This window comes from Pseudomonas sp. NPDC089428 (genome assembly GCF_044749325.1).
Taxonomy (GTDB): Bacteria; Pseudomonadota; Gammaproteobacteria; order Pseudomonadales; family Pseudomonadaceae; genus Aquipseudomonas.
In genome coordinates this window covers 144,857-161,428 of sequence record NZ_JBIVHT010000010.1, presented here as the reverse complement: position 1 = coordinate 161,428, position 16,572 = coordinate 144,857, and the positions used below count along the sequence as shown (strand labels likewise).

General features: G+C 63.5%; 16 protein-coding genes. 9 read left to right on the top strand and 7 right to left on the bottom strand.

The annotated features are described in order from the left end of the window. Window positions 1-10 precede the first annotated feature (10 nt). From ACIPZ5_RS19235 to ACIPZ5_RS19205, 7 genes are all read left to right on the top strand, one after another. A complete protein-coding gene (locus ACIPZ5_RS19235; RefSeq protein ID WP_313710705.1) occupies window positions 11-430 on the top strand; it encodes a hypothetical protein in 420 nt (139 codons plus the stop codon). A 230-nt stretch (window positions 431-660) separates the two neighbouring features. Further along, window positions 661-1,599: a 2-hydroxyacid dehydrogenase gene (locus tag ACIPZ5_RS19230; protein ID WP_343596027.1), complete on the top strand. Its 939-nt coding sequence runs from the start codon at window positions 661-663 to the stop codon at window positions 1,597-1,599. 45 nt (window positions 1,600-1,644) lie between these two features. After that, the gene (locus ACIPZ5_RS19225; protein WP_343596025.1) at window positions 1,645-2,433 is read left to right on the top strand and encodes a PhzF family phenazine biosynthesis protein; all 789 of its coding nucleotides are present in this window, start codon (window positions 1,645-1,647) and stop codon (window positions 2,431-2,433) included. 78 nt (window positions 2,434-2,511) lie between these two features. Continuing rightward, window positions 2,512-2,919 carry a GFA family protein gene (locus ACIPZ5_RS19220; RefSeq protein ID WP_343596023.1) on the top strand — a complete coding sequence of 136 codons (408 nt, stop codon included), beginning with the start codon at window positions 2,512-2,514 and terminating at the stop codon, window positions 2,917-2,919. A 106-nt stretch (window positions 2,920-3,025) separates the two neighbouring features. After that, the gene (locus ACIPZ5_RS19215) at window positions 3,026-3,364 is read left to right on the top strand and encodes an FKBP-type peptidyl-prolyl cis-trans isomerase (protein WP_343596021.1); all 339 of its coding nucleotides are present in this window, start codon (window positions 3,026-3,028) and stop codon (window positions 3,362-3,364) included. A gap of 508 nt (window positions 3,365-3,872) precedes the next feature. Continuing rightward, window positions 3,873-4,535: a histidine phosphatase family protein gene (locus ACIPZ5_RS19210; RefSeq protein ID WP_313710700.1), complete on the top strand. Its 663-nt coding sequence runs from the start codon at window positions 3,873-3,875 to the stop codon at window positions 4,533-4,535. 45 nt (window positions 4,536-4,580) lie between these two features. Continuing rightward, window positions 4,581-5,774, top strand: a complete 1,194-nt coding sequence (locus tag ACIPZ5_RS19205; protein ID WP_400810130.1) for a D-amino acid dehydrogenase — start codon at window positions 4,581-4,583, stop codon at window positions 5,772-5,774. 133 nt (window positions 5,775-5,907) lie between these two features. Here the strand turns inward: ACIPZ5_RS19205 and ACIPZ5_RS19200 are convergent, their stop codons facing one another. The 3 genes from ACIPZ5_RS19200 to ACIPZ5_RS19190 all read right to left on the bottom strand — a co-directional run bounded on the left by ACIPZ5_RS19200 (window position 5,908) and on the right by ACIPZ5_RS19190 (window position 9,162). Next, complete coding sequence (locus ACIPZ5_RS19200) at window positions 5,908-6,636, bottom strand: aspartate/glutamate racemase family protein (RefSeq protein WP_343596016.1); 729 nt, start codon at window positions 6,634-6,636, stop codon at window positions 5,908-5,910. Window positions 6,637-6,652: 16 nt separating this feature from the next. Next, window positions 6,653-8,185, bottom strand: a complete 1,533-nt coding sequence (locus ACIPZ5_RS19195; RefSeq protein ID WP_313710697.1) for an NCS1 family nucleobase:cation symporter-1 — start codon at window positions 8,183-8,185, stop codon at window positions 6,653-6,655. Between the two features lie 539 nt (window positions 8,186-8,724). Beyond that, the gene (locus ACIPZ5_RS19190) at window positions 8,725-9,162 is read right to left on the bottom strand and encodes an Lrp/AsnC family transcriptional regulator (protein ID WP_079230586.1); all 438 of its coding nucleotides are present in this window, start codon (window positions 9,160-9,162) and stop codon (window positions 8,725-8,727) included. 133 nt (window positions 9,163-9,295) lie between these two features. Here ACIPZ5_RS19190 and ACIPZ5_RS19185 point away from each other — a divergent pair, with 133 nt between their 5' ends. Beyond that, on the top strand, window positions 9,296-10,192 hold the full coding sequence (locus ACIPZ5_RS19185) for a DMT family transporter (RefSeq protein ID WP_400810128.1): 897 nt from the start codon (window positions 9,296-9,298) through the stop codon (window positions 10,190-10,192). A 33-nt stretch (window positions 10,193-10,225) separates the two neighbouring features. After that, entirely contained in the window at window positions 10,226-11,152 is a 927-nt protein-coding gene (locus ACIPZ5_RS19180) for a class I SAM-dependent methyltransferase (protein ID WP_400810126.1), read from the top strand. A gap of 121 nt (window positions 11,153-11,273) precedes the next feature. On the opposite strand, the gene ACIPZ5_RS19175 is transcribed toward ACIPZ5_RS19180, so the two are convergent. From ACIPZ5_RS19175 to ACIPZ5_RS19160, 4 genes are all read right to left on the bottom strand, one after another. Beyond that, entirely contained in the window at window positions 11,274-13,298 is a 2,025-nt protein-coding gene (locus tag ACIPZ5_RS19175) for a mechanosensitive ion channel domain-containing protein (protein ID WP_343596006.1), read from the bottom strand. Window positions 13,299-13,466: 168 nt separating this feature from the next. Beyond that, complete coding sequence (locus tag ACIPZ5_RS19170; RefSeq protein ID WP_186603284.1) at window positions 13,467-14,468, bottom strand: sulfate ABC transporter substrate-binding protein; 1,002 nt, start codon at window positions 14,466-14,468, stop codon at window positions 13,467-13,469. Window positions 14,469-14,673: 205 nt separating this feature from the next. After that, on the bottom strand, window positions 14,674-15,495 hold the full coding sequence (locus tag ACIPZ5_RS19165) for an ion transporter (protein WP_343596003.1): 822 nt from the start codon (window positions 15,493-15,495) through the stop codon (window positions 14,674-14,676). Between the two features lie 45 nt (window positions 15,496-15,540). After that, window positions 15,541-16,413, bottom strand: a complete 873-nt coding sequence (locus ACIPZ5_RS19160) for an urea transporter (protein ID WP_313710692.1) — start codon at window positions 16,411-16,413, stop codon at window positions 15,541-15,543. Window positions 16,414-16,572: the final 159 nt, after the last annotated feature.

Genomic DNA, 16,572 nt, shown 5'->3' with positions numbered 1-16,572 from the left:
GAACAACACCATGCATAGCACCGTCCGCCTGACCCTGATCACCCTGGCCCTGGGTTTGTCCGCGTGTACGGTGCACGAGCCGTACGAGCAGCCGTCGCCGCCAATCGAGAAAGTGCCACCGCACCAGGGGCCAGCGGTGAAGCCGTTGCCGGGTGGCCAGCCGTCGACACAGCCGAGCAAGCCAGCGTCGATCCCCAAACCGATGCCGCGCACCTCCGCCAGCTTTGCGCCACCGCCCGGTGGTGCCAGCCATTGGGATCCTAAGCTTGGGGTGTATGTGCTGGAGAACAAGACCAATGTCTTTTACCGGCAGCGTACCTACTACCGCTATGACAATGGCTGGAGCTGGTCGCTGAACCCGGATGGGCCATGGCAGGAGACCGACAGCAGCGGTGTGCCCGGGGGGTTGGGGCGCGCTTACGGGCAATGAGTTTGTTGAGGCTTGCGGGTGTTCGCCGTTAGATGTTTGGCGCCTGGGAGATCGAGCGCCGCCCGCGCGGCGCTCGATCTCCCAGGCGCCGAACATCCAGCGGCGAACACCTGTAAGCCCGGACACACCACGAAGCGCGACCCATACAGTACAATTCCTTGCTGTTTTTCCGATTGACTGTACCGGCCAGTTACTCCGCATAATGCCCCTCTGATATTCAAGGAGGTGGCATGAGCAAGACAGTCCTGGTACTGGTTGAAACCGTCGACGAGTATCTATCCATACTCGAAAAGGCCGGCTACCGCCTGATTCGTGCACCCTCTGCGCAAATGCGCGCCGACGCCATCCAGCGCCATGCCGGCGAGATCGACGCCGTGCTGACCCGTGGCCCGTTGGGCCTGACCGCCGCTGAAATTGCCGCCTTGCCCAAGCTGCGGATCATCTGCGTGATCGGTGCCGGCTACGAGCAGGTCGACCTGGCCGCCGCTGCCGCCCGTGGCATCACTGTCACCAATGGCGCCGGCGCCAATGCCGCGGCAGTCGCCGACCACACCCTGGCCATGCTGCTGGCGCTGTTGCGCGACATTCCCCGTGCCGATGCCAGCACGCGCCGTGGCGAGTGGAACCGGGTGATCAGCCCTTCTGTCAGTGGCAAGCGCCTGGGCCTGCTGGGCCTCGGCGCGGTCGGCCAGGCCATCGCCAAACGCGCCAGCCTGGGCTTTGACATGAACATCAGCTATCACAGCCGTACCCCGCGCCAGGACCTGCCTTACACCTGGTACGACAGCCCGAAGCACCTGGCCGAGGCCGTCGATATCCTGGTCGTTGCCACGCCCGGTGGCGCCAATACCCGCCATCTGGTCGATGCCCAGGTACTCGAAGCGCTGGGCGCGGAGGGTTATCTGGTGAATATCGCCCGAGCCAGCGTGGTCGACACCCAGGCGTTGGTATCAGCCCTTGAACAAGGCCGGCTCGCCGGCGCCGCGCTCGATGTGTTCGATGACGAACCCGCCGTGCCAGATGCCCTCAAGGCCCTCGGCAATACAGTACTCACGCCTCATGTGGCTGGCCAGTCGCCCGAGGCCGCACGCGACACCGTGGCCTTGGTGCTGCGCAACCTGCAGGCCTTCTTTGCCGGCGAGCCGGTGCTCACGCCGGTGCGTGCCTAACCTTTTCAATAGCCCCGGCATTGCCCGGAGCACAAGGAGCGTTTGATGCAACTCGAAATCTTCCAGGTCGATGCCTTTTCCGCTGAGCCCTTTGGTGGCAACCCGGCAGCGGTGATCCCGCTGCAAAGCTGGCTACCGGACGTTGTGCTGCAACGCATCGCCGAAGAGAACAACCTGTCGGAAACCGCGTACTTCGTGCGCAATGGCGAAACCTTCGACCTGCGCTGGTTCACCCCCACCGTCGAAGTCGACCTGTGCGGCCACGCCACACTGGCTTCGGCCTACGTGCTGTTCGAACAGCTGGGCGAGCAAGCCGAAGTGCTGCGCTTCAATACCCGCAGTGGCGAGCTGCGGGTCAGCCGTGGCGCGGACGGCCTGCTGGCCATGGACTTCCCGGCCAAGCAGCCGCAAGCCGTGGACGTGCCGGCCGGGTTGCTCGAGGCGCTGGGCCTGAGCGCGGCCGAGGCGGTCTACCGCTCCGACGACTACGTGGTGGTGGTCGATGATGCAGCGCTGCTCGACCCGCTGAAGCCCGATTTCGTCGCCTTGTCGGCATTCGACGTGCGTGGCATCGCGGTCACTGCCGCTGGCCGTGGCTTCGATTTCGTCACCCGTTGGTTCGGCCCGCGGGTTGGCGTCAATGAAGACCCGGTTACCGGCTCTGCACATACCTCGCTGGCGCCAGTGTGGGCCGAGCGGCTGGGCAAGTCGTCGCTTAGCTGCGAGCAGGGCGGGGCGCGCAAGGGGCAGTTGCACTGTGTAGTGCCTGGCAATGGCCGGGTAATCATCAGCGGGCGTGCGGCGCTGTACCTGCGCGGTAACGTGTTCATCTGATCGAACGGGTGGGGCAGCGGGCTCTGTGGTGTGGGGCCCGATCTATACTTGCTGGCCCAACCTGCAAGGAGCCCGATCATGACCCTGGAAAAAACCGGCAGCTGCCTCTGCGGTGAAACCCGCCTGCGCGCCACTGTCGACAATACCCACATCAGCGCCTGCCATTGCAGCATGTGCCGCAAATGGACTGGCGGTCCGCTGCTGGTCGTGGACTGCAGCAAAGCGCCGGTCTTCGAGGGGCGGGCGCCGGCTGTCTACGACTCGTCCGAGTGGGCCCAGCGTGGTTTTTGCAGCCGTTGTGGCACCCACCTGTACTACCGGCTCAAGGACAAGGATCATTATGCGGTCCCTGTTGGGCTGCTGGACGGCGATGAGTCCTGGGATTTCGACCTGCAGATCTTCGTCGAGCAGAAACCCGCCTGGTATTGCTTTGCCAACCAGACCAAGGAATTGACCGGCCAGCAAGCGTTCGAGCAGTTCGGCTGAGCCATGCCTGTGGTCGATGCGTCAGCATGGAACACCTCGCGAACTTGCCAAACCTGTGCATTCCTGAGAAAAGGGCGGCCTTGAATTTCAGCGTTGGAGCATGCCCATGAGCAGCGAACTGCAGATCACCGACCTCGTCGAAGGCAACGGCAAAGCCGCCGTCAAAGGCGCCCTGATCACCACCCAGTACACCGGCTGGCTGGCCGACGGCAGCGAGTTCGACTCGTCGTGGTCACGCGGCAAACCTTTCCAGTGCGTGATTGGCACCGGCCGGGTCATCAAAGGCTGGGACCAGGGGCTGATGGGCATGCGCGTGGGCGGTAAACGCAAGCTGCAGGTGCCGGCGCACCTGGGGTATGGCGAACGTAGCGTGGGGGCGATTCCGCCCAATTCGGACCTGACTTTCGAGATCGAACTGCTCGAAGTGCTGACGCGGGATGATTGATTGCGGTGGGGTTGGAAGGGGTTCGCCTTGGGATTTGCAGCGCCTGTGAGATCGAGCGCCGCCCGCGCGGCGCATCGCGGATAAATCCGCTCCTACATTTGTTGCAACGTACCGAACCTGTAACGCCATGGTTACCAGCCTTGGCGCATGTCTCAAGTCTTGCAAACAAGGCTGGCAACCATGGCCTGACAGGCATGGCCACGTTGCAACAAATGTAGGAGCGGATTTATCCGCGATGCGCCGCGTGGGCGGCGCTCGATCTCAAGAACGCCTCAAAACTCAAGTCGAACACCAGACAGCCTAAATATCTCTGCAACACAGCTGCACTAACGTAATCCTCGCCCAGGGAACGGCATCCACACTCAGGGAGGAACCAAACGGGTTGAGGGCACTCTGAGTCCTGCTCGTTGCCACGGATGGCAATCACCAACACGGATGCCCTTCGGCATAGGCCGCAGGGCAATGTGGCGGGTATCCAGATACTTTTTGCCACAAGAGCCTGCCCCCCATGAAGTTGCCCTCTTTCATTCGACGTCGCCGCCACCTGGTGCTCAGCCTGGCCCTCGTCGCCGCGGCTGTGCCGCTGGCACTGGAAGTGGTCGAAAGCCGCGCCCAACCGGTCGACGGTACCCAGACGCTGGTATTCCTGCGCCATGCCGAAAAACCCGGCGAAGGCCTGGGGCAACTCAACTGCCAGGGGCTCAACCGCGCGCTGGACCTGGCCACGCTGCTGCCGGAGCGTTTCGGCAAGGCCGACTACGTGTTCGCCGCCAACCCCTCGCGGCATGTCGAGGAAGGCAGCCAGGACCAGAGCTACAGCTACATCCGCCCGCTGATGACCATCACTCCGAGCGCCATTCGTCTGGGTTTGCCGGTCAACATCGATTACAGCGCCAACGACACCGACGCCCTCGCCGACGAGCTGGTCAGCGATAAGTACCGCAATGCCACGGTCTATACCGCCTGGTCCCACGGCTACCTGCCGGAACTGATCAATGCCGTGGCCGGCAAGGCGTTGGGCGATGAGCGAGTGATCACCGAAGACTGGAATGGCGACGATTTCGATACCCTCTACGTCCTCACCCTGACCTGGCACGACGGCAAGGCCAGCCTGCTCAGCCGCAACGTCCGCCAGGGCCTGAATGGCGGCGCCCATAGCTGCCCGACCTGATGCGCTGTTACTGTCTTGGCAGGGAAGCCATGACAGGGAAGCACAATGACGCAACGGGTGACGGTAATCGGTGGTGGCGTGGTCGGCCTGGCGACGGCCTATGCGCTGGTGCGCGAAGGCCTGTCGGTGGTGTTGGTCGAGGCACGAGACCAACTGGCCTCGGCGACCAGTTTTGCCAATGGCGGGCAACTTTCCTATCGCTATGTGGCGCCGTTAGCCGATGCCGGCGTGCCGTGGCAGGCGCTTGGCTGGTTATTGCGCGGCGACTCGCCGCTACGCCTGCGCTTGCGCCTGGACCCTGCTCAATGGCGCTGGTTGCTGGCGTTCGTGATGGCGTGTCGCAGCAGCGTCAATCGTCGTAACGCCGCACAGTTGCTGACGTTGGCCTTGCACAGCCAGGCTGCCCTGAAACGCTGGCGTGAAGACGACGGCCTGAGCGATTTTGCCTGGCGGCAGAACGGCAAGCTGGTGGCATTTCGCAGTGAGCGAGCGTTCGCCCATGGCCGGGAGCATCTGCTCGATCCCGATCATCAACAGGTGCTCGGTGCCAGCGAAGTCAGGGCGCTGGAGCCGGCGTTGGCGGATGCGCCCTTTATCGGCGCCGTGCTGACTGCGGATGAAGAGGTCGCCGATTGCCATCGTTTTTGCGAGCGGCTGGCAGAGCGCTTGCGTGCGTCCGGGCAATGCCGGTTCCTGTTGGGCAGCCCGGTCACGCGGCTGATCACCCGTGATGATCAGGTGGTGGCGCTGCAACTGGGGCGTGAGCAGCTGGACATCGAGCGCCTGGTGCTGTGCGCCGGCCACCGAAGTGCCGGGCTGGCGCTACCGGGGCTGCGGCTGCCGGTCTACCCGCTCAAGGGGTACAGCCTGACGGCACCGATTGCCGCGGCGCATCGAGCACCGGAGCTCAGCATCACCGACTACGAGCGCAAGGTCGTCTACGCACGGCTTGATCAGCAGCTGCGGGTGGCGGCGATGGTGGATATCGTTGGCTACGACGAAGCGGTGGATGCGCGCAGGCTCGCCAGCATGCGTCGGCAGGCACTCGAGACCATGCCGCGGGCTGCGGATTACGCAGCGGCGGTGGAGTGGGCGGGGATGCGGCCGGCGACGCCGGCCGGGGTGCCCATCGTGGGGGCTTGCGGCTATCGCAACCTGTGGCTGAACCTGGGGCATGGGGCCTTGGGGTTCACCTTGGCTTGTGGCAGCGGCGAGCGGCTGGCTCGATTGCTGTGTTGACTGTAACGGCCTCTTCGCGGGCAAGCCCGCTCCCACAAGTCAGTCACTGTGCCTGAAAGCAGTTCAGTACCTGTGGGAGCGGCGGTTCGGCGCCCCGATTCACCCGCGAAGAGGCCGACCAGGCGAAGCAGTATTACCGTCCGAACTTCATCGGCCAGCCCACCACCTTCTTCGCTCGCGGTGTGGCGTAGGTTCGCACTTTGGAGGTGCTTAGCCCCATCCGCACCAGCGACTCGGCAATGGTCACCGCCGCGCTCACCCCATCGACCACCGGCACGCCGGTGCGTTGGCGGATCTGTTCATCCAGCCCGGCCATGCCGCCGCAGCCCAGGCAGATCACCTCGGCCTTGTCCTCGCGCACGGCGCGTTCGGCCTGCTGCACGATGGCTTCCACGGCGCGCTTCGGGTCTTCTTCCAGCTCCAGCACGGCCAGGCCACTGGCGCGGACCGAGGCACAACGGTCATACAGCCCGGACAGTTTCAGCCGGTCCTCGATCAGCGGCACGGTACGGTCCAGGGTGGTTACCACCGAGTAGGCATGGCCCAGATACATCGCCGTGCTGGCAGCGGCATCGGTGATGTCCACCACCGGCACGTTGAGCAACTCCTGCAGGCCTTCGCGGCCATGTTCGCCGTAGCCGGCCTGGATCACGGCATCGTAGGGGCCGTCGTAGGCCAGCACGCGGTCCATCACGGCAATCGCAGCCAGGTAGCTCTCGAAATTACCCTCCACCGACTCGGCGCCGAACCAAGGGGTGAGGCCGATGATTTGCGTGCCGGGCGCGGCGACGCTGCGCGCCTGCTCGGCAATGGCTTCGGTGATGGCTTCGGTGGTGTTGACGTTGGCGATCAGAATACGCATGGGCAGTCTTCCTTGATCAATGGCTGCTGTGGTCGACGGCGATGCACTCGCCGCTGACATCGTGGTATTGGCGGTTACGCGGGGCGATCAGCAGGTACACCGCGGCGGCGATGCCGGCGCCGATCAGCCAGGAAAACGGCGCGATACCATGGAAGTTCGGCACCAGGGCCAGGATGATGGCCAGCAGTGCCGCCGGTACGAAGGCGGCCACGGCGCGCAGGTTGATGCCTTTGCTGTAGTGGTAGGCGCCCGTCGGGTGTTCGGTGTACAGCTCGGGCACGTTGATGCGGCCTTTGCGCAGCAACCAGTAGTCGGCCATGATCACGCCGTACAGCGGGCCGAGCAGGGCGCCCAGGCCGGACAGGAAATAGACGATCACCAGCGGGCTGTTGTAGAGGTTCCAGGGCAGGATCAGCACTGCCAGGGTCGCGCTGATCAGCCCGGCGCGGCGGAAGTTGAGGTGGCGTGGCGCCAGGTTGCTGAGCACGAAGGCCGGGGCCACGAAGTTGGCCATGATGTTCACCGCCACGGTGACGATCAGGAACGCCAGGCAGCCGAGCACCAGGAACGGCGTGCTGGGGATGCTGGCGACGATCTGGGTCGGGCTGTCGATGATCTGGCCGTTGATCTGGAACTGCGCGCCGCACAGCACCACGGTGATCATCGCGAACACCAGGATGTTCACCGGCAGGCCCCAGAAGTTGCCGACGCGGATGGTCTTGCGGCAGGGCGAGGAGCGGGCGAAATCACAGAAGTTCAGCACCAGGGTGCCGTAGATCGCCAGCCACAGTGCGCCGCCGGCAAAGATGTTGCGCCACATTTCGTAGCCGGTCAGTGGCTCGGCGACCGACCAGGCGATGCGCGCGTCGGCCTTGAAGTACATGAACACTGCCAGGGCGGCAACGGTCAGCAGGATTACCGGGCCGGCGAAGGCCTCATAGCGGCGCACCATCTCCATGCCGTAGGCAAGGATCACCAACTGCACCAGCCAGATCGACACGAAGCACACCCAGCCCAGGCTCGACAGGCCGAGGATGCTGTCATGGTCGTAGGCTGCCATTTGCGGCCACACGGCGGTGAGCAGCACGCGCAGCACCACCGAGGCCAGGTAGGTCTGGATGCCGAACCAGGCGATGGCGATCACCGCACGGATCAGCGCCGGTATCTGCGCGCCATGGATGCCGAAGGCGATGCGGCTGATGACCGGGAACGGCACCCCGGTCTTCTGCCCCATGTAACCGGACAGGTTCATGAAGAAGTACACCAGTGCCGCGCCGATCGCCAGCGACAGCAGGATCTGCCAACCACCCAGGCCAAGGGCGAACAAGCCCATGGCGAAGGAGTAGTTGGCAATGTTGTGCACATCGTTGGTCCACAGCGCAAAGATGCTGTAGCGGCCCCAGCGGCGGCCTTCGGTACGGGTGGGCGCGAGGTCGCGGTTATGCAGGCGCGGGCTCAGTGCGAGTGGCGGCATATCGCCTGCGAGGGTGGAAGAAGGGCTGGTGCTGGCGACGGATAGTTCAGGGGCAAGGTCGAGGCTGGTACTCATTCCGGCGGGCTCCTGATGCACGTGGACTGCGATGAGCGGGCATGCGCACGGGCTCGCCATCTCGTCGGTGCAGCTTGGCATCACTGGGTTCTGGGCGCGGCGGCCGGTGTTGGGCCGGTGCCGCGAGTTCTTGTGTATTTATGTTTTGTTGAATTTGTATACAAAACACGAACACACAAAAGCGAGTTCCATGCCAGGGAAAAATGAGAGTTAGATGGCCACTACTTTGAATCTAAGCAGTTGAAAATTAAGTTCATGAAATGAATCGAATATAAGTTGACCGAATGAACAGGTTAATTTTTTTAGTTGGCTTTTTAGTTGATCGTTTGGTCAGAATTAGTTGATCGATGCATGTAACGTATTGGGGCGTTACCGGGAAAAGTGCACACAAAAATGGCACCTATGGTGACATTCTTGTGTACAAAAAATAGTCAGCTTTTTCAGGCCTGGCCTCTTCGCGGCAAGCCTGCTCCCACAGGTGAGGGCGCGCAGATCTCAAGTGCTCTGGAGTAGCCGCCAAGAGGCCGGTGCAGGAATACTCAATCCATCGGTGGCAATCGCCGTTTCACCGGGCTCTTCTTGATGATCGCGGTGTTGGTCTCGGCCAGCACATTGATCCGGTCGAGCAGGGTATCGAGCTGCTCCATCGAGCGCACATGCAGCCGGGCGATGAAGCAGTCCTCGCCGGTCACCTTGTCGCACTCGGTGAACTCGGGGATGGCGATGATCTGCCGCTCCACCTCCTGCAACTGCCCTGGCAGCGGGCGAATGCGCACGATGGCCTGCAGCTGGTAGCCGAAGCTGCGTGGGTCTATATCCACGGTGTAGCCGCGCAGCACGCCGCGTTCTTCCAGGCGGCGCAGGCGCTCGCTGACGCTGGGAGCAGAGAGGCCGCTGATCTGCGCCAGTGCCTTGAGCGAGCGGCGCGAGTCTTCCATCAAGGCGTTTATCAGCAGTTGGTCAATGGCGTCGGTCATGCGCACCTCATCAGGCAATTCAGGGAAATTGCCTTGATATTAAAGGTGAACCGGTAGATATGCCTTGGTTATCCGCTGGAAGGTGCACGGCGACCCCCCGCATACTATGGCCATCATCCAAGGGAGGTGTGAGATGGACAGTTCATTGCGCCGTGGCTCGCTGGAAATGGTTGCCGCCATGCTGATTTCCGGAACCATCGGCTGGTTCGTGCTGGTGTCTGGGCAGCCGGTCCTGGACGTGGTGTTCTGGCGCTGCGTGTTCGGTACCGGCACTTTGCTGGTGATCTGCGCGGTGTTCGGCTTCCTCAAGCCTGGCGTGATAACCCGGACTGCATTCCTGCTGGCCATCGCCAGTGGGGTGGCCATCGTCGGCAACTGGGTGTTGCTGTTCGCCTCCTACTCGAGGGCGTCGATTGCCATCGGCACTGCGGTGTACAACGTCCAGCCGTTCATGCTGGTGGGGTTGGCAGCGCTGTTCCTGGGCGAGAAGATCACCGCCGCCAAGGTTACCTGGCTGAGCGTGGCGTTCCTTGGCATGCTGGCGATCGTCAGCGCCCACGGCGCGGGGCAGGCCAGTGGTGATGACTACTTGCAGGGCATTGCCCTGGCGCTGGGTGCGGCGTTTCTTTATGCGATTGCCGCCTTGATCATCAAACGCCTGAAAGGCACGCCACCTCACCTGATCGCACTGATCCAGGTCGCCACCGGGGTGCTGCTGCTGGCGCCGTGGGTGACGCTCGGCGGATTGCCTGGCGAGCCGTCGGCCCTCGCCAGCCTGGTGACCCTGGGCATGGTCCACACCGGGTTGATGTATGTGCTGCTGTACAGCGCCATCCAGCGCCTGCCTACGGCGTTGACCGGTGCGCTGTCGTTCATCTACCCGATTGCCGCAATCCTGGTCGACTGGGTGGCCTTCGGGCACCGCCTGGCGCCTTTGCAGTGGCTGGGGGTGGCGTTGATTCTGCTGGCGGCAGCGGGTATGCAGCAGGGCTGGTGGTTCCGTTCTGCACAAGTGCCAGCCAAGGGGTAGAATGGCGGCCTTTTCACTTGCTTGCGACCCGCCATGACTTCGCCGATCCACACCCTCGAACAGCACCTGCTTGCTGCCCTTGACCCTGCTCCCGCCGAAACCCGCCGCCTGTTCCACGGGCGCGGCCGTTGCTGGGAAGGCCTGGAGCAGGTCACGGTGGACTGGCTCCAGGGTGTGCTGTCGGTGGCGCTGTTCCGCGAACCGCCCGAGGGCCAGCTGGCCGAACTGGAAGCCATGCTGCGCAACCTGGCCGAGCACCCGCAATGGGCCGGCCAGGCGATCCTCATCCAGCACCGTTACCTGCCCGACAGCCCGGGCCAGTGGCTGCTGGGCGAACCCTGCCAGCAACGCGAGGTGGTCGAAGATGGCCTGACCTACCTGCTCGACCTGGGCGTGCGGCAGAACAACGGCCTGTTCCTCGACATGCGCTACGGCCGGCGCTGGGTGCGTGAACAGGCAGCGGGCAAGCGGGTGCTGAACCTGTTCGCCTACACCTGCGGTTTCTCGGTGGCGGCGATTGCGGGCGGTGCCGAGCAAGTGGTCAACCTGGACATGGCCAAGTCTGCGCTATCGCGCGGGCGCGACAACCATCGCCTCAATGGCCATGATGCTTCGCGGGTGGCGTATCTGGGGCATGAGCTGTTCAAGTCGTGGGGCAAGGTGCGCAAGTACGGGCCTTACGACCTGATCATCATCGACCCGCCGACCTTCCAGCGTGGCAGCTTCGTGCTGACCCAGGATTACGCCAAGATCCTGCGACGCTTGCCGGAGTTGCTCAGTGAGGGCGGGACGGTGCTGGCCTGCGTCAACGACCCGGGCATCGGGCCGGAGTTTCTGATCGAGGGGATGGCCGAGCAGGCGCCTGGGCTGGCATTTGTCGAGCGGCTGGAGAACCCGCCGGAGTTTCCTGATGCGGACCCGGCGGGGGGACTGAAAGCTCTGGTATTCCGCCAGGTGTGATGTTGCCTTTACCGGCCTCTTCGCGGGGCAAGCCCGCTCCCACAGGATTACCTCTAATTCGAATGTTCCACAGGCTCTGTGGGAGCGGGCTTGCCCCGCGAAGAGGCCGGTACAGGCAACATCAGGCCGGGATCCTGCTCACCGGCAGCGGATACACCTGGGCAAAGCTCACATTCTCGGTCTGGTCCACGCGCTTCTTCAGCCGCTCGTTGAACGCCCGGCTCACCGCATACTGCCCGCCGGAAATGGTGCGGAACTGCGCCGTCAGCACGAACCCGTTCAAGTCCATCCGGTCGACCCCGAACACCTGCAGCGGCCCCTGCAGGTTGATGCGCAGCAGTGGGTCTTGGCTGATCGAATGCCCCACCTCATGGATCAGCCCAAGCGATTCGTCGACGTCGCTGTCATAGGTGAACTGCACGGAAAAGAACGCATAGGCGAACTGCCGCGACTGGTTGGTGACAGCCTTGATCTGGCCGAACGGCACCGAGTGCACGAAGCCCTTGCCATCGCGCAGGCGCAGGGTGCGGATGGTCAGGCTTTCGACGGTGCCGGCATGGCCGGAGTCGAGTACCACCCAGTCGCCGATCGAGATGGTGTCCTCGATCAGGATGAACAGCCCGGTGATCACGTCCTGCACCAGTTGCTGCGAGCCGAAGCCGATGGCCAGACCAATCACCCCGGCACCGGCCAGCAGCGGCGCTACGTTGATGCCCAGGTTGGCCATGGTGGTGATGGTGCAGATGACGATCAGGATGACTTTCACCGCATTGCGCAACATCGGCAGGATGGTCCGCACCCGGGTACTCGGCTGGCGCGAGGCACGGCGCCCGACGGCGGGCTTGAGTGCCTCCTGGATGGCGGTATCGAGCACTACCCAGAGCAGCCAGGTGACCAGCAGGATCAGGCCGATGCTCGACAGTGAATTGCTGATCGCCTGGCCAAGGCTGTTGCTCAGGGCGAAGTCGATCACCGAGAAGCCCCAGATGCGCCCCAGCAGTTCGATAAAGGCCACCGCCATGGCAATGCGCAGCAGCGCATGGGCCAAGCTGCGCAGCAGCTCTCTGTAGGGGCGCATGCGTTGCGCCGCATCGGCATCGTGTGGTGCCAGCACATGTTGCAGCAGGGTGCTGAGGAACACCGTGGCCACCAGCAGTACCGTGGTCAGCAGGGCTTTCTGCAGGGCCTTCTGGCTTTCTTCGCCAGCGCCGAGCAAATGGATTGCCGAGACCAGGATCATCAGCAGGATGGGCAGGTACCACACTGTCGAGAAGATGCGCAGGGTCTCCTGCACGGCACGGTGCTGCACGCGGTCCTTGTAGTCACGGTTGCGAATCAGGTGGGCGACCGGGCGGCGCAGTCGGATGACCAGGCTGGCAAAGATGAAGGTAGCAGTCAGGCCAGTGATCACGGCGACACTGGCGGTGATGTTGCCGCCCAGTTGCCGGGCGATCTGCGGGCTGGTCAGGGCATCGCTCCAGGCGGCGAGAAAACCGATCAGGAACAGCGGCCGCGGCGCCAGGCGCTTGATCGCCGCCACCGCCGCGCGCTTGTGGCCTGCATCGAACAGTGTGATCAGGCAGAGGATGATCGAGGTCGAGAACAGGCCGCTGCTGGTCGCGTAGGCCAGGCTCAGGCCGAGGGCGCGGGCGATCGACGGGTCGAGGAAGCGGCTGACATACAGCGTCAGCGGCAGGCTGGCGAGGGCCGGCAGTGTGTATGGCAGCAGGTAGCCGAGCAGGCTGCTGGCGCGTTTGCGTGCACTTAGCCATGGGGTTCTGGCCAGGCGTTTGGCGAGCCAGCGGCCAATGCTTGTGAGCAAGGCGAAGCTGGCGGCCCAGGTCAGCGTCAGCAGGATGAAATTTCCGGCCAGTTGCAGCGAATCGTTGGCCGAGTGGCGGTCGACCAGGCGTTCCACTTCCTGGGCGGCGCGGTCGGTGCGCAGGCGCCAGGCATCGACCAGGTGTGCGTCGAGGTCGAGTTGTTGGGCGGCGCTGTCCAGGCCGTCGGCCAGGGCGCCGAGCAGGCCGCCTTGCAGTACCGGTTCCGGCTCGGCGGGTTGTTCTTCGGCGGGGGCGGGGTCTGCGGCCAGCAGGTGGGTGCTCAGCAGGCAGCCAAGCAGCAGGGTGGAGAGGTAGCGCAGCACTGGAGTACTCCTTGGGCCGGGGCGAGCGGGGCAGGGTTACTCAAGGAACTGATTGTGATCGTGGTGGGAAAGTTCGAATAAGTGCGTCGTCAGTACTGGCCCTTCGCGGCTGAAGCCGCTCCTGTAGGAGCGGATTTATCCGCGAGAGGCCGGTCCTGCTTACATCAATTACTGCTGGTTGGTATAGATCTGGTCGAACACACCACCATCGTTGAAGTGGGTCTTCTGCACGGTACGCCAGTCACCGAAGGTCTTCTCCACCGACAGGAAGTCGACTTTCGGGAAGCGGTCGGTGTACTTGGCCAGCACGGTTGCATCACGCGGGCGCAGGTAGTTCTGCGCGGCAATTTCCTGGGCCGCTGGCGACCACAGGTATTTGAGGTATTCCTCGGCCACGGCCTGGGTGCCTTTCTTGGCGACCACCTTGTCGACCACGCTTACCGGCGGCTCGGCTTCGGCCGATACGCTTGGGTAGACCACTTCGAACTGGTCGCGGCCGAACTCGCGGGCGATCATTTCGGCTTCGTTTTCGAAGGTCACCAGCACGTCGCCAATCTGGTTGGTCATGAAGGTGGTGGTGGCGGCACGGCCACCGGTGTCGAGCACCGGTGCCTGCTTGAACAGCTTGCCGACGAATTCGCGGGCCTTGGTTTCATCGCCGCCCTGCTTGAGCACGTAGCCCCAGGCCGACAGGTAGGTGTAGCGGCCATTACCCGAAGTCTTGGGGTTGGGCACGATCACCTGCACGCCGTCCTTGAGCAGGTCGGGCCAGTCTTTCAGCGCCTTGGGGTTGCCCTTGCGCACGATGAACACGGTGGCTGAAGTAAACGGGGCGCTGTTGTTCGGCAGTCGGGTTACCCAGTTGTCCGGCACCAGCTTGCCGTTGTCGGCCAGCGCATTGATGTCCGTGGCCATGTTCATGGTAATGACATCGGCGGGCAGGCCGTCGATCACCGCACGCGCCTGCTTGCTCGAGCCGCCGAAGGACATCTGCACATTGACCTTCTCGTTGTGCTCGGCTTCCCAGTGTTTCTGGAAGGCCGGGTTGTAGTCCTTGTAGAAGTCGCGCATCACGTCGTAGGAAACGTTGAGCAGGGTCGGGGCGGCTTGGGCGAGGTTGCCCAGCGCCAGGCCGGCGGCGAGCAGTGAGGCGGTGAAGAGCTTTTTCACGTTGCGTCCTTGATATCGATGGCAGTTTGCCTGCGACTATAGCGGGCGGGTTTGTGGGGGTTAAAGAACAAAAAAGACTTTGGTTATGCCGCAGGCTGCACCGGCTCAATAGCGGCCCCCGCTCGCTCAGGTGCGGTGCAATGCTCAGTTCTGCGGCGATCCTGTGGGAGCGGGCTTGCCCGCGAATGGGCCGGAGCAGGCAACATCATTGCTTGCGAAACAGCGCACTCCCACACCGGGAACAGAACGCTGCGGCATGCTCATGGGTTTTCTTGCTGCAGGTCGGGCAAGCGTGCTGCAGCTGCTCGCCGCGCATCGCATTGGCCAGTTCTGCTGTGAATATACCGGTCGGCACGGCGATGATCGAATAACCGGTGATCATCACCAGCGACGACAGCACCTGCCCCAGCGGTGTCTTCGGCACGATATCGCCAAAGCCCACCGTGGTGAGGGTGACGATGGCCCAGTAGATGCCTTTGGGGATGCTGGTAAACCCATGCTCCGGCCCTTCGATCACATACATCAAGGTGCCGAACACGGTCACCAGGGTCGAGACGGTGACCAGGAACACGATGATCTTCTGCTTGCTACCGCGCAGTGCCTCCATCAGGTAATGCGCTTGCTTGAGGTACGGGCTGAGCTTGAGCACGCGGAAGATCCGCAGCATCCGGATCACCCGGATGATCAGCAGGTACTGGGCGTCGCTGTAGTACAGGGCGATGATCCCCGGCACGATCGCCAGCAGGTCGACCAACCCATAGAAGCTGAAGGCATAGCGCAGGGGCTTGGGCGAGCAGTACAGGCGGGTGAGGTATTCGGCCAGGAAGATCGCGGTGAAGCCCCATTCGATGGCGGCCAGCAGGCCGGCGTAGCCCTGGTGCACAGTGTCGATGCTGTCGAGGATCACTGTGACCAGGCTGGCCAGGATGATCAGCAGGAGGATCTTGTCGAAGCGTCTTCCAGCCACGGTGTCGGTCTGGAAGACGATGACGTAGAGCTGCTCGCGCAGGCTCGCAGGGTTGTTCATTGGCTCGTTCCACGGTTGCGATGGGCTGAGCCTAGGGGCTGCGTTTCAGCTGTGCAAGCGGCTGGCGTTGCGCTGTCGGGGCTGGGCCAGGTGGCTGCCCAGATGCATCAGCCAGCAGGCGGCGACGAAGGGTGCGGTCAGACCGGCTACCGGCAATATCTTGAACAGAGGTTGCAGCAGCAGGGCCAGGGCAATCGCCAGTAACGTCACCCAAGGCTTTTCGCCCTGGCGGCTGAAGGCCAACGCAGCCAGCGCGGCATTGAAACCGAACAACCCCAGCCATGCAGCTTGCGCCTGGTCAGCCAGCAAGGCCACGCCGCCGCCAATGGCCGAACCGAGCACGGCCCAGGTTGCCGCATAGGGGTTGGCAATGAACATCCCGGCAGTGATCAACAACCCGGCCAGGGGGTGGTCGAGCAGGAAGATCTGCCCCACGCCCCGTGCCAGGGCATACAGCGGGTCGGCTTCGACGAAGCCGCTGGGCGCAGGGCTGGCGAACAGCAGGGCAACCCAACCGAGCAGCACGAATGGCGCGGTATAGGCCACCAGCAGCTTGCCACCTCGCTTGCGCCACTGGTGGGTGATGATGCTCGACAGGCCGCCGGCGGCGATGATCAGTGGCGGCAGAATCGCCGACCAGGGCAGCACGGCGCTGATCAGGATGCCGATCAGCACGCCGTTGTAGCAGTACAGGCCGGCTTGGCGGTCAGCGCGGTCGTAGCCGCGTTGCTGGGCGGTGAGCAGGCCGGCGAGGGCACCGAGCAGGGCGCCGCCGACCAGGTTCGGGGCGGTCAGCAGGATGGCCAGCAGGCAGCACAGGCCGCACAGGGGGTTGCGCAGCAGCAGCACCTGGCTGAAGCCGTTGAGCAGCGCCGTGGCCCAGTCGGGGCACGGGTTGACGAAATTTTTGGTGTACATCGGGGCAGTCAGCAAGGTTGATGGAGGGCGGTGGGCCTCTTTGGGCCTCGGTTTTCCGCCGTTACAGGGCGCGGCATCATCCCTGTGGGATCGGGCTTGCCCGCGAAGAGGTCAGCAGGTGCAACGGCGTTGCCTGAGCTGACGCATTCGCGGGCAAGC